The 13595-nt window shown below is 59.9% G+C and carries 17 protein-coding genes; 10 read left to right on the forward strand and 7 right to left on the reverse strand.

Annotated features, from left to right (window positions below):
• Positions 1–28 precede the first annotated feature (28 nt).
• From atuD to KZH41_RS21895, 5 genes are all read left to right on the forward strand, one after another.
• Positions 29–1186 (forward strand): citronellyl-CoA dehydrogenase, encoded by a 1158-nt coding sequence (gene atuD, locus KZH41_RS21875; RefSeq protein WP_242151576.1) that lies wholly within the window; start codon positions 29–31, stop codon positions 1184–1186.
• Positions 1183–1950, forward strand: coding sequence for an enoyl-CoA hydratase/isomerase family protein (locus KZH41_RS21880; protein ID WP_263273692.1), 768 nt, complete (start codon positions 1183–1185; stop codon positions 1948–1950). Before atuD ends, KZH41_RS21880 begins: the two co-directional genes overlap by 4 nt.
• A gap of 110 nt (positions 1951–2060) precedes the next feature.
• The gene (locus KZH41_RS21885; protein WP_263273693.1) at positions 2061–3989 is read left to right on the forward strand and encodes an acetyl/propionyl/methylcrotonyl-CoA carboxylase subunit alpha; all 1929 of its coding nucleotides are present in this window, start codon (positions 2061–2063) and stop codon (positions 3987–3989) included.
• Between the two features lie 66 nt (positions 3990–4055).
• The gene (locus KZH41_RS21890; RefSeq protein ID WP_094950777.1) at positions 4056–4598 is read left to right on the forward strand and encodes an exonuclease domain-containing protein; all 543 of its coding nucleotides are present in this window, start codon (positions 4056–4058) and stop codon (positions 4596–4598) included.
• Positions 4599–4661: 63 nt separating this feature from the next.
• Positions 4662–4946, forward strand: a complete 285-nt coding sequence (locus KZH41_RS21895; RefSeq protein ID WP_094950776.1) for a pyrimidine/purine nucleoside phosphorylase — start codon at positions 4662–4664, stop codon at positions 4944–4946.
• A 64-nt stretch (positions 4947–5010) separates the two neighbouring features.
• On the opposite strand, the gene KZH41_RS21900 is transcribed toward KZH41_RS21895, so the two are convergent.
• On the reverse strand, positions 5011–5817 hold the full coding sequence (locus tag KZH41_RS21900) for an MOSC domain-containing protein (RefSeq protein WP_263273694.1): 807 nt from the start codon (positions 5815–5817) through the stop codon (positions 5011–5013).
• A 125-nt stretch (positions 5818–5942) separates the two neighbouring features.
• The gene (locus tag KZH41_RS21905) at positions 5943–6878 is read right to left on the reverse strand and encodes a chemotaxis protein CheV (protein ID WP_263273695.1); all 936 of its coding nucleotides are present in this window, start codon (positions 6876–6878) and stop codon (positions 5943–5945) included.
• 534 nt (positions 6879–7412) lie between these two features.
• Between KZH41_RS21905 and KZH41_RS21910 the strand changes: the two genes are divergently transcribed.
• The 3 genes from KZH41_RS21910 (at position 7413) to KZH41_RS21920 (ending at position 9776) form a co-directional block, all read left to right on the forward strand.
• Positions 7413–7862 (forward strand): hypothetical protein, encoded by a 450-nt coding sequence (locus KZH41_RS21910; RefSeq protein WP_242151584.1) that lies wholly within the window; start codon positions 7413–7415, stop codon positions 7860–7862.
• A 364-nt stretch (positions 7863–8226) separates the two neighbouring features.
• On the forward strand, positions 8227–9120 hold the full coding sequence (locus KZH41_RS21915) for a sensor histidine kinase (RefSeq protein WP_094950773.1): 894 nt from the start codon (positions 8227–8229) through the stop codon (positions 9118–9120).
• Positions 9117–9776 carry a response regulator transcription factor gene (locus tag KZH41_RS21920; protein ID WP_094950772.1) on the forward strand — a complete coding sequence of 220 codons (660 nt, stop codon included), beginning with the start codon at positions 9117–9119 and terminating at the stop codon, positions 9774–9776. Before KZH41_RS21915 ends, KZH41_RS21920 begins: the two co-directional genes overlap by 4 nt.
• On the opposite strand, the gene yegS is transcribed toward KZH41_RS21920, so the two are convergent.
• From yegS to KZH41_RS21945, 5 genes are all read right to left on the reverse strand, one after another.
• Positions 9735–10655 (reverse strand): lipid kinase YegS, encoded by a 921-nt coding sequence (gene yegS, locus KZH41_RS21925; protein WP_094950771.1) that lies wholly within the window; start codon positions 10653–10655, stop codon positions 9735–9737. The genes KZH41_RS21920 and yegS overlap by 42 nt on opposite strands.
• A 92-nt stretch (positions 10656–10747) precedes the next feature.
• Complete coding sequence (locus tag KZH41_RS21930) at positions 10748–11293, reverse strand: hypothetical protein (protein ID WP_263273696.1); 546 nt, start codon at positions 11291–11293, stop codon at positions 10748–10750.
• A gap of 33 nt (positions 11294–11326) precedes the next feature.
• On the reverse strand, positions 11327–11653 hold the full coding sequence (locus tag KZH41_RS21935) for a hypothetical protein (protein WP_094950770.1): 327 nt from the start codon (positions 11651–11653) through the stop codon (positions 11327–11329).
• A 255-nt stretch (positions 11654–11908) separates the two neighbouring features.
• A complete protein-coding gene (locus KZH41_RS21940; protein ID WP_263273697.1) occupies positions 11909–12298 on the reverse strand; it encodes a hypothetical protein in 390 nt (129 codons plus the stop codon).
• A 66-nt stretch (positions 12299–12364) separates the two neighbouring features.
• Positions 12365–12793, reverse strand: coding sequence for a class I SAM-dependent methyltransferase (locus KZH41_RS21945; protein ID WP_263273698.1), 429 nt, complete (start codon positions 12791–12793; stop codon positions 12365–12367).
• A 376-nt stretch (positions 12794–13169) separates the two neighbouring features.
• On the opposite strand from KZH41_RS21945, the gene KZH41_RS21950 reads away from it, so the two are divergent.
• Both KZH41_RS21950 and KZH41_RS21955 read left to right on the forward strand, forming a co-directional pair.
• A complete protein-coding gene (locus KZH41_RS21950) occupies positions 13170–13301 on the forward strand; it encodes a hypothetical protein (protein WP_263273699.1) in 132 nt (43 codons plus the stop codon).
• 59 nt (positions 13302–13360) lie between these two features.
• A complete protein-coding gene (locus KZH41_RS21955; protein ID WP_218193667.1) occupies positions 13361–13594 on the forward strand; it encodes a hypothetical protein in 234 nt (77 codons plus the stop codon).
• Position 13595 lies beyond the last annotated feature (1 nt).

The raw sequence follows: 13595 nt of genomic DNA on the forward strand, positions 1-13595 counted from the left end.
CCGCGTCCCCACAGGGAGAACAAGAACAATGATCTTCACCCAAGAACACCAGGAACTGCGCCGCACCGTCCGCGCCTTCGTCGACCGCGAGATCAACCCGCATGTGGACGAATGGGAAAAAGCCGGGCGCTTTCCCATCCACGCTATTTTCCGCAAGGCCGGCGACCTCGGCCTGCTGGGCATTTCCAAGCCGGAAAAATTCGGCGGCATGGGCCTCGACTACAGCTACTCCATCGTCGCGGCCGAAGAGTTCGGCACCATTCGTTGCGGCGGCATCCCGATGTCCATCGGCGTGCAGACCGACATGTGCACCCCCGCCCTCGCCCGCTTCGGCTCCGATGAGCTACGCGATGAGTTCCTGCGCCCGGCCATCAGCGGCGAGCAAGTGGGCTGCATCGGCGTCTCGGAAACCGGCGCTGGTTCCGACGTGGCCGGGCTGAAAACCCATGCACGCAAGGACGGTGGCGACTACGTGATCAACGGCAGCAAAATGTGGATCACCAACTCGCCCAGCGCCGACTTTATCTGCCTGCTGGCCAACACCTCGGACGACAAGCCGCACATCAACAAGTCGCTGATCATGGTGCCGATGAACACGCCAGGCATCAGCGTCAGCCCACCCCTGGAAAAACTCGGCATGCACAGCTCCGAGACCGCCCAAGTGTTCTTTGACGGCGTGCGCGTGCCGCAGCGCAACCGCATCGGCCATGAAGGTGCGGGCTTCATGATGCAAATGCTGCAGTTCCAGGAAGAGCGCCTGTTTGGCGCGGCCAACATGATCAAGGGCCTGGAGTACTGCATCGACAGCACCATCGAGTACTGCAAAGAGCGCCAGACCTTTGGCAAGGCGCTGATCGACAACCAGGTCATCCACTTTCGCCTGGCAGAACTGGCCACCGAAATCGAATGCCTGCGCGCGCTGGTCTACCAGGCCACCGAGCAATACATCAAAGGCCAGGACGTGACCCGCCTGGCCTCCATGGCCAAGCTCAAGGCCGGGCGCCTGGGCCGCGAAGTCAGCGACAGCTGCCTGCAATACTGGGGCGGCATGGGCTTCATGTGGGACAACCCCGTGGCCCGCGCCTACCGCGACGTGCGGCTGGTCTCGATTGGCGGCGGCGCCGACGAAATCATGCTGGGCATCATCTGCAAATTGATGGGCACCTTGCCTGGGAAAAAATCATGAACACCTTGCTGCTCGAACCGCATAACGGCGTGCTGCACATCACCCTCAACCGCCCGGCAAACCTTAACGCCATGAGCCTTGAGATGGTCAATGAACTGCGCGCGGTATTGACGCAGCTCGACAGCCAAGTGCGCGCGTTGGTGATCAGCGGCGCCGGCGGGCATTTCTGTGCCGGGGCGGATGTGAAGGACATGGTCACCGCAGGCGGCAAGCAACAGTTGCAGGCGCTGAACCGCGCGTTCGGCACCTTGCTGCAAGAAGTCGAGGCCGTGCCGCAGGTGGTGATCGTCGTGCTGCAAGGCGCCGTGCTGGGCGGCGGGTTTGGGCTGGCGTGTGTGAGTGATATTGCGATTGCCGATCATAAGGCGCAGTTCGGCCTGCCGGAGACCAGCCTGGGCTTGTTGCCAGCGCAGATTGCGCCGTTTGTGGTCAAGCGTATCGGCCTGACCCAGGCACGACGGCTGGCGCTGACGGCGGCGCGATTTGATGGGGTTGAGGCCCACCGGTTGGGGGTGGTGCATTTTGCCGAGAGCGATGCGCAGGCATTGGCGGAGCGCCTGGATGAGGTGCTGGGGCAAGTGTTGCAGTGCGCGCCGGGGGCGAATGGACGGACGAAAGCCTTGTTACTGGCCAGTGCCGATGAGCCGCTTGAGGCCGTATTGGATCGCGGGGCGCAGTGGTTTGCTGAGGCCGTGACTGGCGTGGAAGGGATAGAGGGGACGCAGGCTTTTGTGCAGAAGCGTAAGCCGAGTTGGTGCAAGTGACGCCATCGCAGGCAAGCCAACTCCCACAGGGAGAACGCATTTCAACAAGTGGGAGCTGGCTTGCCTGCGATGGGGCCAGAACAAACACCCGATTACCCAGGGATAAACCAATGCCCACATTCAGCAAAATCCTGATCGCCAACCGCGGCGAAATCGCCTGCCGCATCCAGCGCACCGCTCAAGGCTTGGGCTACCGCACCGTCGCCGTCTATAGCGACGCCGACGCCCAAGCCCTGCATGTGCAGATGGCCGACGAAGCCGTCAACATCGGCCCGGCCCCCGTCCAGCAGTCGTACCTCAACATCGCGGCCATCCTCAAAGCCGCCAGAATCACAGGCGCCGACGCCATCCACCCCGGCTATGGCTTCCTCTCCGAAAACGCCGAGTTCGCCCGCGCCTGCCAACACGCGAACATCACCTTCATCGGCCCCAGCCCCGAGGCCATCGAACTGATGGGCAGCAAACGCCGGTCCAAACTGGCCATGCTCGAGGCGGGCGTGCCCTGCATCGCCGGCTACCAAGGCAGCCAGCAAGACGACGCCACCCTGCAACAAGAAGCCCAGCGCATCGGCTACCCCCTGATGATCAAAGCCAGTGCCGGCGGCGGTGGGCGCGGCATGCGCCTGGTGCACGACAGCACACAATTGCTCGACCAACTGCGCACCGCGCGCTCTGAAGCGATAAACGCCTTCGGCAGCGACGAGCTGATCCTCGAACACGCCCTGATCGACCCACGCCATGTGGAAATCCAACTGTTCGGCGACAGCCACGGTAAGCTCATCTACCTGGGCGAACGCGACTGCTCGATCCAACGCCGCCACCAGAAAGTCATCGAAGAAGCCCCCTGCCCCGTGATGACAGCCGAGCTGCGCCAAGCCATGGGCGAAGCCGCGTTAGAGGCCGGGCGCGCGGTCAATTACGTCGGCGCCGGCACCGTGGAGTTCCTGCTCGACCGCAACGGGCAGTTCTACTTCCTGGAAATGAACACCCGCCTGCAAGTAGAGCACCCGGTGACCGAACTGATCACCGGCCTCGACCTGGTGGATTGGCAACTGCAAATCGCCGCGGGCCAGCCGCTGCCACTGAACCAGGCGGACGTAACCTTGCACGGCCATGCCATGGAAGTACGCGTGTACGCCGAAGACCCGGCCCAAGGCTTCCTGCCGCAAACCGGTGACGTACTGCGCTGGGAACCCGCCGCCGGCGTGCGGATTGACCACGGCGTACTCGAAGGCCAACGCATCAGCCCGTTCTATGACGCGATGCTGGGCAAGATCATCGCCCATGGCGCCACTCGCGAAGAGGCCCGGCGCAAATTGCTGCGGGCGGTCGAGGACACAGTGTTGCTGGGCGTGACCACCAATCAGCGGCTGTTGATTGACCTGCTCAAGCAAGAAGACTTTATCGCCGGCGACTTCAGCACCGGGTTTATCGCCGAACACTTCAACGAAATCCCCCGCCAGGCCGCAACGGACGAGCAGATCGCCTTGGCCGCCGCGCTGTTCTATCAACACAGCGCCCGCGCGCACCGCCAAGGTTTAGCGGGCTGGCGCAACAACGCCAGCGTGCCTTGGACCTATCGCCTGGAGATTAACGGGCAGACCCACGACATCGCCGTCAGCGTGCTGGAAGATAATCGCCTGCAGGCCAACGGCATCGACATCAGTAGCCTCAGCACCGACGGCCACTGGGCCACGCTGGTGATCAACGGCATCCGCCGCCGCGTCGCCTACCACCTCGACGATACCCAGCTTTGGCTGCCCGGCGTAAAGGTGATCAACCGCACCCAGCAAGTCGCCAGCCGCCAGGCCGACGCCGGCAGCGGCACCGTCAAGGCGCCGATGGACGGCGCCATCGTCGATGTACGCGTGAGCAGCGGTGAGACGGTCACTAAAGGCCAACTGCTGCTGGTGCTCGAAGCGATGAAAATGGAACACCCGCTGACGGCCGGCATCGATGGGGTGATCAAAGGCGTGCAGGTGACTGCAGGCGATCAGGTGCGTAATCGCCAGGTTTTGTTGGAGATTGAAAAGCCCTAGGCGGAACTACAAGGCCGGGCTACGCTCTATCCCCATCAGGACGGGAAGAGTACGGGAACCTGCGCGATGCCTCATTGGCTGATTATTGACTTGGAAGCCACAACGGATGAAGGCGGCTGGCCCGTGACGGAGATGGAAGTCATCGAGATCGGCGCGAGCCTGGTAAACCGCCAGGGCCGTGAGCTGGATCACTTCCAGCGCTTTGTGCGGCCGCTGCGTCGGCCTTTGCTGACGCCCTTCTGCCGCCAATTAACCCATATCACCCAGGCCAACATCGACGGCGCTGCGCCGATGACCGAGGTGTGGCCGTTGTTTGAGCGCTGGCTGGGCCAGCATCAAACCCGCCTGGAAGGCTGGGCCAGCTGGGGTGACTACGACCGCAAGCAGCTAGAGCTGGAATGGCAACGCCATGGCCTGGCCAGCGCGCTCGCGCAAACGCCGCATGTGAACCTCAAGCAGCGCTTCGCTAAGGCGCGGCGCCTGGATAAGCCACTGGGGCTTAACGGCGCCCTGCAATTGGCCGGGATGCAGTTCCATGGCCAGCAGCACCGGGCGCTGGAGGATGCACGCAACACCGCACGCCTGCTGCCGTTGATTTTGCCGGTCTAGGCAGCTCCCCTGGCCTTGGGCATACTGGCCGACCTTTCCAGACCCTTTTCCGAGGATTCACCCATGTTTAAAGTCAACGAATACTTCGACGGCACCGTCAAGTCGATCGCTTTCGGCACCGCAGAAGGTCCGGCGACCATCGGCGTGATGGCTCCGGGTGAATACGAATTCGGCACCGCCCAGCGTGAAATCATGCACGTGGTGTCCGGCGCCCTGAGCGTCAAACTGCCTGACGCCAGCGAGTGGGAAACCTTCGCCGCCGGCAGCCAGTTCAACGTACCGGCCAACAGCAAGTTCCAGTTGAAGGTCGCGGTGGATACGGCTTACCTGTGCGAATACCGCGGCTAAGTTTGCCTCGGTCAAAAAAATGCCCGTCTCGCAGGAGACGGGCATTTTTTGTGGGCAGCGCAAATTACTCGAGAACAGTCACCGGCATGCCGACTTCCAGGCGCCCAGGGCCATCGTTGACCAAGTTCTGGCCGAACATCGCGCCATTTTCCGTCTTACGATAGGCATCGAGCGTGACGAAGGGTTCGCGGTCGGCACTGCGTTCGCCGGTGGCGGGGTCGATCGTGGTGAGAATGCAGCGTGAGCAAGGCTTGACCACGCGCAACTCGACATCGCCGATACGCAGGCGCTTCCAGCCGTCTTCGGCGAATGCCTCAGCGCCTTCGATCACCAGGTTGGGACGAAAACGCAGCATTTCCATGGGCCGCCCAACGTGCTGGGAAAGGTCGTCCAGAGAGCCCTGGCCGATTAGTAACAGCGGGTAACCGTCGGCAAACGCCACCTGGTCATCATCGTTGCCGAAACCGGCCTCGGTGGTACGCGCGCGCTCAAGCGGCATTTGCACGAGCCGCGTAGGCTTGCCGATAAAGTCGCTGACCCAGGCGGCGGCTGCATCGCCTGCATCCGGCACCCGCAAGGTATCGCGCCAGATGGTCACGCCGCGCAACTCGGCATCATTGCCGGGCAGCGCCACGTCCAGCGGCGCGAAACCCGGCGAACTCAGGGTCAGGCCACCGGCACTGTTCCACAACGCCGCCAGTTGGCTCATTTTCGCCACGGCCCGTTGTGTGAGAAAGCGCCCGCTGGCTTCGTCCACCAGCATCCAGCGTCGATCCCCGTCCAGCCCGATTTTATCCAGGCCGATGTGTTGCAAGACTTCGGCCTTGCCGGACTTCAAGGGGTAACGGTACAGCGCGCTGAGACGAAGCATGGGCCTGCTTTCCTGAAGGGGACGAAGCGTCACCCTATAGGACGGCGCTCCCAGAATCAAAGGGCGCTGGATGTCAGTGTGGCGAAGTTACTGATGGCGAGCAGGCCGGGTTACCACACAGTAGGTCAAGCCGGCACTACGTCCAGCATCAGCCGTTGGCGCACCACATCCACCAGTTTGTCGGGCTGGAATTTGGACAGGAAGTTATCGCAACCGACCTTCTTGACCATCGACTCGTTGAAGCTGCCCGACAGCGAGGTGTGCAGCACCACATACAGCCCACGCAGGCGCGGGTCGTTGCGGATCTCGGTGGTGAGGCGGTAGCCGTCCATCTCAGGCATTTCGGCGTCGGTAAAGATCATCAGCAGTTTGTCGGTCATGACCTGGCCGCTGTCGGCCCAGGCTTTGAGCATGTTCAGCGCCTTGAGGCCGTCGCTGGCGATGTGCATCTTCACCCCGAGTTGGCCAAGGGTGTCGCGCAGTTGCGACAGGGCCACATTGGAGTCGTCCACCAGCAGTACTTCGCGACCACGGGCGCGTTCCAGCACTGGGTCTTCGAGTTTTTCGCGGGAAACCTTGGCGTTGTACGGCACGATTTCGGCGAGGACTTTTTCCACGTCGATGATTTCCACCAACTGGTCATCGACCTTGCTGATGGCGGTGAGGTAATGCTGACGACCGGCACTGACCGGCGGTGGCAGGATGGCTTCCCAGTTCATGTTGACGATGCGGTCCACGCCGCCCACCAGGAACGCCTGCACCGAACGGTTGTACTCGGTGACGATAATCGTGCTGTTGGGCCCCGGCACCAGCGGGCGCATGCCAATAGCCTGGGACAGGTCAATCACCGGCAAGGTCTGGCCGCGCAGGTTGACCACGCCGCATACGAACGGGTGGCGCTGGGGCATCAGGGTCAGCTTGGGCAGTTGCAAGACCTCCTGCACCTTGAACACGTTGATCGCAAACAGCTGCCGCCCGGCCAGGCGAAACATAAGAATCTCCAGGCGATTCTCACCCACCAGTTGCGTGCGTTGATCTACCGTGTCGAGAATGCCGGCCATTGAAAGCTCCTGATATGGGATTGTGCTGCTCACTTAAGGCTGTTATCGGCGGCAAGCGCCAGACCTTGACCCTGATAAATTGCCACGTAAATGCATTGATGTCACACTGACATCATGCTTTACTGCAACGGCCTCTCCAAACGGCTCTATAGCAACGTTACGCGACACGCAAATAGACGCAAGGTTCCGCTGCGTAAGGGATTCCCCTATGCACAATCAGGCCCAACCTGATATTCGCAATATCTAATAGCCATTAATGTGACGCCATTCTCATTGCATGAATGGAGTCAGGCTTTTGTTTGCCATCCCAAGCCCTCGGCCCACGGGTCTTCCAGTGATTCACGTGGCGGCAGCTGAAGTTGTGCAGTCGCCCCTGATACCCAGAGCCTCGCGCGGCAATCGTAATCAATCAAGTATCGGTCCTACTGAAAACTCAGAAACGGGCTACAGATTCCAGTCATATTTCAGCGGTAGTTTTACGCCATTCACCCGGTGCGGCATCTCATCACCCGGCCTTATGTTGCGGAGACTTGCATGATGAATAATGCTAACGAATGGCAAACAGCACTTCCCGAATTCCTGCTCGAAGCCGAGACGCTCCTGGCCAAGTCGCAGGAGTGCTTGAACCACTTGCATTTGATCCGCAACGACAGCGATGCCATCGACTGCATGAAAGCCAGCCTGGCCAAGCTGGCTGAAAAGGCCGAAGGCCAGGCGCTGCAGGCCATCAGCGAATTCTCCCGGCATATTCAGTACCTGATTGCCAATGCCGTAAGCCCTATGGAACTGCATGACCAGGCGTTGAATGCCCTGCATGACTGCTTGACGCTGCTGGCCTGGCAACTGGAATTGATCGACTCCCGGACCGGTGAGTTGACCCTGGATGAAAGCGAGCAAACTAAATTGATCGCGACAGTCACGTTGCAGATCCCGCAGAAAGACTACGGCTTTAAACCGCAGCAGCGCCTGCATCACACGTTTTGAGTGTTGGCGAGGTCGTCTTTAATCGGCGAGTTATCTAAAAACGACGCAAGACATATCAATTAGCCATCAACGCTATAACGCTACAAAGCAACTTAATAAATACAATTACACCCTCTATATCTGCCCTCTTTGAACTCTGGGATTCTCTAACTCTAGAATTAGGCCCAGGGCGTGTCCGTGTGGTTAATAAACCGGTCACGCGAGGCGCCAGGCGACCAACGGTAATAGTGGTGGTACTATGCACCGCTCGAAGTGACTCAACTTCATAAAGTATGCAAATGTTTCGGCCCCGTATTCCAAACAGAGCCCTGTCAGCTGCCGTGACCGGTCTTCCCGCAGCGAACCTTCATTGGCTCCATCCGCTATGTACGCCAGCCTAAAGTCACTCATCGCCAGATCCGTGTCCCGCAGCAATGCCCGTCGCATCGTTCTCGCCCTGTGCCTTTGCTCATTGCTGGTCAGCCTGTGGGCCTACACCCAATCCGCGCCGTTGCCGCTATCGGTCCTGCTGCTGAACCTGGCCACGTTGCTGGTGGTGGGCCTGCAACAGTGGAGTTCGCGCAAATCGATAAAATTCCAGCCGCAGGAATTGGCCGATCGCTTGCTGCAAGTGCAAGAAAACGAGCGCCATCGCCTCAGCCGCGAATTGCATGACGACATCGGCCAATTGCTCACCGCCGCCAAGCTGCAAAGCGAATGGCTCAAACGCCGCCTGCCTGACGACCTGCAAAGCCAATGTACTGTGCTGTGCAACACCCTGAATGAAACCTTGGCGAAGGTGCGCGACGTGTCCGCCATCCTCAACCCAAGGCAGCTGGCCAGCCTGGGTTTGGAGGCGAGCCTGCGCGCGCACCTGCTCAAGACCTTGGAAAACACCCCAGTGCACTGGAGCCTCGAATGCCAGCAACGGCTGACCGGCATCCCGGAAGAAATGGCCGTGGCGGCCTTTCGCATCACCCAGGAAGCGGTGACCAATATGCTTCGCCACGCCCAGGCACACAATTTGTTGGTACGCCTGCAACGCCTGCCCGAAGGCCTGTCGCTGATGATCTGCGATGACGGCCTGGGCTTCTCGCCTGCCATCAACCCAGGGCTAGAAGGCCAACGGGGCATGGCCGGTATGTCCGAGCGGATAGATCAGTTGGGGGGCACCTTGTCCGTCACCAGCCAGCCTGGCAAAGGGACCCGGATCGACGCGCTTTTCCCCTGGGCGCCGCGCGCCCTCGAACGGGCCAGTTCCCCTAAGGTTCTCCAGTGACCTGCAATTTACTCTTGGTGGATGACCACGCACTGATTCGGGCCGGCGTACGTGCGCTGATCCAAGATACGCCCGGCTACACAGTGATCGGCGAAGCCAGCGATGGCGCGCAGTTGCTGGAGAAGTTCAGCACCCTGCAGCCAGACATCGTGCTGCTGGACCTGTCAATGAAGCACGTCGGTGGCCTGGATGCCTTGCAGCAACTCAAGGCGGCCTACCCCAAGAGCAAGGTGCTGATCCTGTCGATGAACACCGACCCGGAGCTGATCATGCGTGCGCTGGAGTCCGGCGCCCATGGCTACCTGCTCAAAGACACCACCGCCAGCGAGCTGGAACACGCCCTGCAGGCCTTGCGCAACAACGAGCGTTACCTGAGCCCCGCGATTGCCCACACGGTGATCAATCAGGCGCTGATTCGCAACCAGGGCCAGAGCGCCCCTGTCGCCCACAGCCATAACCTGACGGCGCGCCAGCTGGAAATCCTGCGTTTGATCGTGCGCGGCAAGTCCACCCGGGAAATCGCCCACGGCCTGGGCCTGAGCATCAAGACCGTGGAAGCGCACCGCTCGCAGATCATGAAGCGCCTGCAGATTTTCGACGTGGCGGGCCTGGTGTTATTCGCCGTTCGCGAGCAGATCATCAGCTTGGACGACTAACGGCGAACCCAGCGGCAGGTGCACGCGCAAGGCTTTGGGCAGTGCGCAAAAACGCAGGTCATCGCCCTTCAACGGTTCGCCATCGAGGTTGATGTACAGCCCTTCGGCCACCTTGATCTCGACCCAGGGCAGGCGCGCCCGCACAAACATAGTGTCCAGGCCCCAGCCCTGGCTCATCAGGGTCATCAGCGTGCCGACCACCTCCTGGGGCGCGGGCAGAATGCTGATATCCAGCAAGCCATCATCGACCAACGCGCCGGGGCATAGCACATGCCCACCGCCCGCCTGACGACCGTTGCCGATACCCAGCGCGAGTAAGTCGCCTTTCCAATGGAAGCCCGGCCCTTCCAGCTCGCCATAGGCGGCCTTCAATTCACTGAAACGCGTCAACCCGGTGAACAGGTAGGCCGCGCCGCCCAGCACTTTCTTCAGATCTTCGGAGGTGTTGGCGGTGACCTGGCTGCCGAAGCCGCCCGTGGCCATGTTGAGGAATATTTGCCCACCGGCCTGGCCGAGGTCGATGGCCCTTGGCGGCACATCCAGCAGCGCCAGCGCCTGGGCAGGCTCAAGCGGCACACCGGCGGCGCGCGCGAAGTCATTGGCAGTGCCCAGTGGCATCAGCACCAGGCTGGCGTCGGTTTTGGCCAATGCCATCGCCTCGGCCACATCGCGCAAGGTGCCGTCGCCGCCACCGGCAATCAGGTGGGTATAGCCATCGGCCAAGGCTTCGTTGACCAGCCGCTGGGCGTCACCGCCCTCCCATGTCACCCGCACCGCCAGCTCCCAGCCCTGTTCGCGCCGGGCCTGCACGGCGGCGCGCACGTCCTCATTGAGGGCTTGCTTGCCGTGCAGAATCAACAGTGCCTTGGGGGTGGTCATGGTGGGCTTACTCCTGGAGTCAAAGATGCTTGAAGGATGTGGACCTTTGCGGTGGGAAAAAAAGCCATCGAGGTTGCAAATTAATTGCCCGGCTAGAAGTTATCCATCGCGTTGCACATCGACAGCTTGCCCTTGGGCGTGGGCTCTACAGGCTCCCATTGCTGACCGTGCGCAGGCAGTTCATGCAGTTGGATGGAACAGTTCGCGTAGATAGTCGCCTGCACCATGTAATCCACTCCGGGGCGCGGCACGAAGCTCATGCTGCTGAAGCATTGTCGGGAATACTGCAATTGCCCCAGGTAATGCAGCGCGATGGGCTTGTTCGCCGGCACCACCAGCTCCGTGGTCACCGCGCCGTTCCAGGTATAAATCGGCCCGGGCATGCCAAGGCTTTCGCCGTTGTGGTCAGGGAAGCCGGATTTGGTCGACGCCATTACCCCAGCGCCCAGCACATTCCAGTCCAGGCAATCGCGCCCCGGCACTGCGCGCACCAGGCCGTCGGTGATCAACCGCACACGAGCGGTCTCGCCTGACTGCGGTGGGGCGTAGCCGGTGGACAAGGAACGGATGTTCGCCACCTGGCCGCACCCCGTCAGCAGCACCAGAAGCGCCACGGGAATAACACGCAAAACAGTCATCAGCATTCAACTCGCAGGGGAAGAAAGGGCCGGTTACGGCTGGCGGCAATTTTGCTCGACCGACAACTGCGGCGCCGGCTCAAAACTCACCATCTGCAAGCCATCGGCGCCCTGGAAGATGAAGTACTTGGTGCGGCAATCTTGGAACATCTTCGAGTAGCCTTGCGCTCGGAAGCCTTGGCCCTCGACCTGCTTGGTCACGGTATTGTTGCGGCTCACTACGGCGAGCACCTGCGCATAGCTGTCGCCCATTTTCACCCCGGGCTCGTTGGTGACGCTCATCGACGAGGCGCAACCGCCCAGCGCTGCTGCCGCCAGCATCAAAGCGGCGCCGTACACTCCATTACGTGTGGCGTTCATCCCTGTGTCCTTTTAATAGCCCGTGAGAAAAATAGCGCCCATACAAGCGCAGACGGCGGCACAGGGCCGCCGCAAACCAGACAGTTTTATGCCAACAAAAGCGTGGAAAGACATTTCAAATCCTTGTGCGTAAAACTTCCTACAGTTACAGGCTTGGTCAGCACAAAGACGCAAAAGTGCCATGCTCATGCATGGTGCTATGACATGTCCCGCAGATTCAACTGCGAGCGATAGGCGAGGGATTCGAGCGGAACACTAGCAACTTGGCCGTTGAGCCGTGGTGATCAGTCTGGACATGCATGCAAAAAAACGGCCCCGCTCAGCGAGGCGTTGAAGATCATTTAACCACTGAGCAGACTCTTCAACACTGATGACCTTGCTGTCGACCGCATGACTTACCAAAGGCGCGATAAGTAACGGGTATACATCCGACAGCTCTGTGTGCAACGCAGGCACAACGCTCACCTGTACATCGACAAAGCCAAGCTCGGACAAATGATCCGCAGCGCTGATGGCGGCGTGACTATTCGCCAAGCTGTCTGCAAACGCACGCACGATGGCGCGCGTCAGTTCAGGGTAATGTGAGTAAATGACATACGCCTCCCAAACCGGGTCTATTAATAATATCCGACCGTTGGGAGCCACCACTCTCCATGCCTCTTTAAGTGCAATTTTCGGGGTGCTGATGTGCTGATAGACGCGCTCCGACCACTACCAGCCGTACGCTTCATCCGGCGCATCGATGGTCAGTGCATCGCTCACACGGTAAGACTGCTCAGGGTAGCGTGACTGTGCCGTTTCGATCATCGCGCAACTCAAATCAACACCCACGGATAACAAACCACGCTGAAAAAGCTCGTCGACGACGGAGCCACAACCACACCCTACGTTGATCCCCATTCCGCCTGGGGTGCCCAGCCTTGCGTAGGCATGCTCACGTAAGATGCGAGTGTGTGGTAACTGATCGAACTGATCAAGAAACTGAATAAGCAAGTTTGCCTGATCGCTGTTATCAGGGTCTGAGAACGAAGAAATAGATGGCACGGTCAGGGCCTTGGCTTTCTGTTCATTGGCGGCGCCAGGCATTACTTTTTTACTCGGCATATTCAGTTCGATCGAAGGTATTAAAGAAGCGTCCATGCAACTTGATCGGGTGCCTTCAACGTTCTTTTACTGTCGATCCTCTTATCGCTTGGATACGGATGACCTGTGGGTGGCTCGGATTGTTTGCGCGTTATCATCACGCACTGAAATGTAGCGAGTGGGCCGCCGCCCGAACACTGTTAAAAATGACAGTTTTTTAGTGCGTTTAATAATAAGTAAACTGGCCGTTCGTTATGTGGGAGTTGATTTCAAGGCATGCCATTAAAAGCGACTATCTTGAACAGATAGGTGCAGCGTAGCGCTGGTAAGTCGCCTAAACATTTTTGATCAGGAGAGCAAAAATGAACAACGACTCAGCTGACGATAAACCCGCGATGGCAGCGCCGTTTGTTCGTGCGGCGTGGGCCGCCCCGTGACCGAACACTACATCGCCAGCTGGAACATTGACGTTGCAGCCGATGGCAACAACCTGCCGCCCGGCCAAGGCACCGTCAAGGAAGGTGAGAAGGTGTATCAGGCAGCCTGCCCACACCCAAGCCGATAAAAACCGTCGGCAGTTATTGGCCCTACACCACCACCCTGTTCGACTACGTGCGGCGCACCATGCCGTTCCAACAACCACAATCATTGAGCAATGATCAGGTGTACGCGGTGGTGGGGTATATCCTGAACCAGAACCAGCTACTGGAAGCGAGCGCCACCGTTGATGCGGCCACCCTCACCCACTTGGAGATGCCCAATCGCGATGGCTTCTACGTCGACGACAGGCCCGATGTCAGCGAGCAACCTTGCTACAAGGACTGTATCGGGCTCCAGTTGACCGGGAAAATCCGCTAAA

This window comes from Pseudomonas sp. YeP6b, assembly GCF_025642995.1.
Lineage (GTDB): Bacteria > Pseudomonadota > Gammaproteobacteria > Pseudomonadales > Pseudomonadaceae > Aquipseudomonas.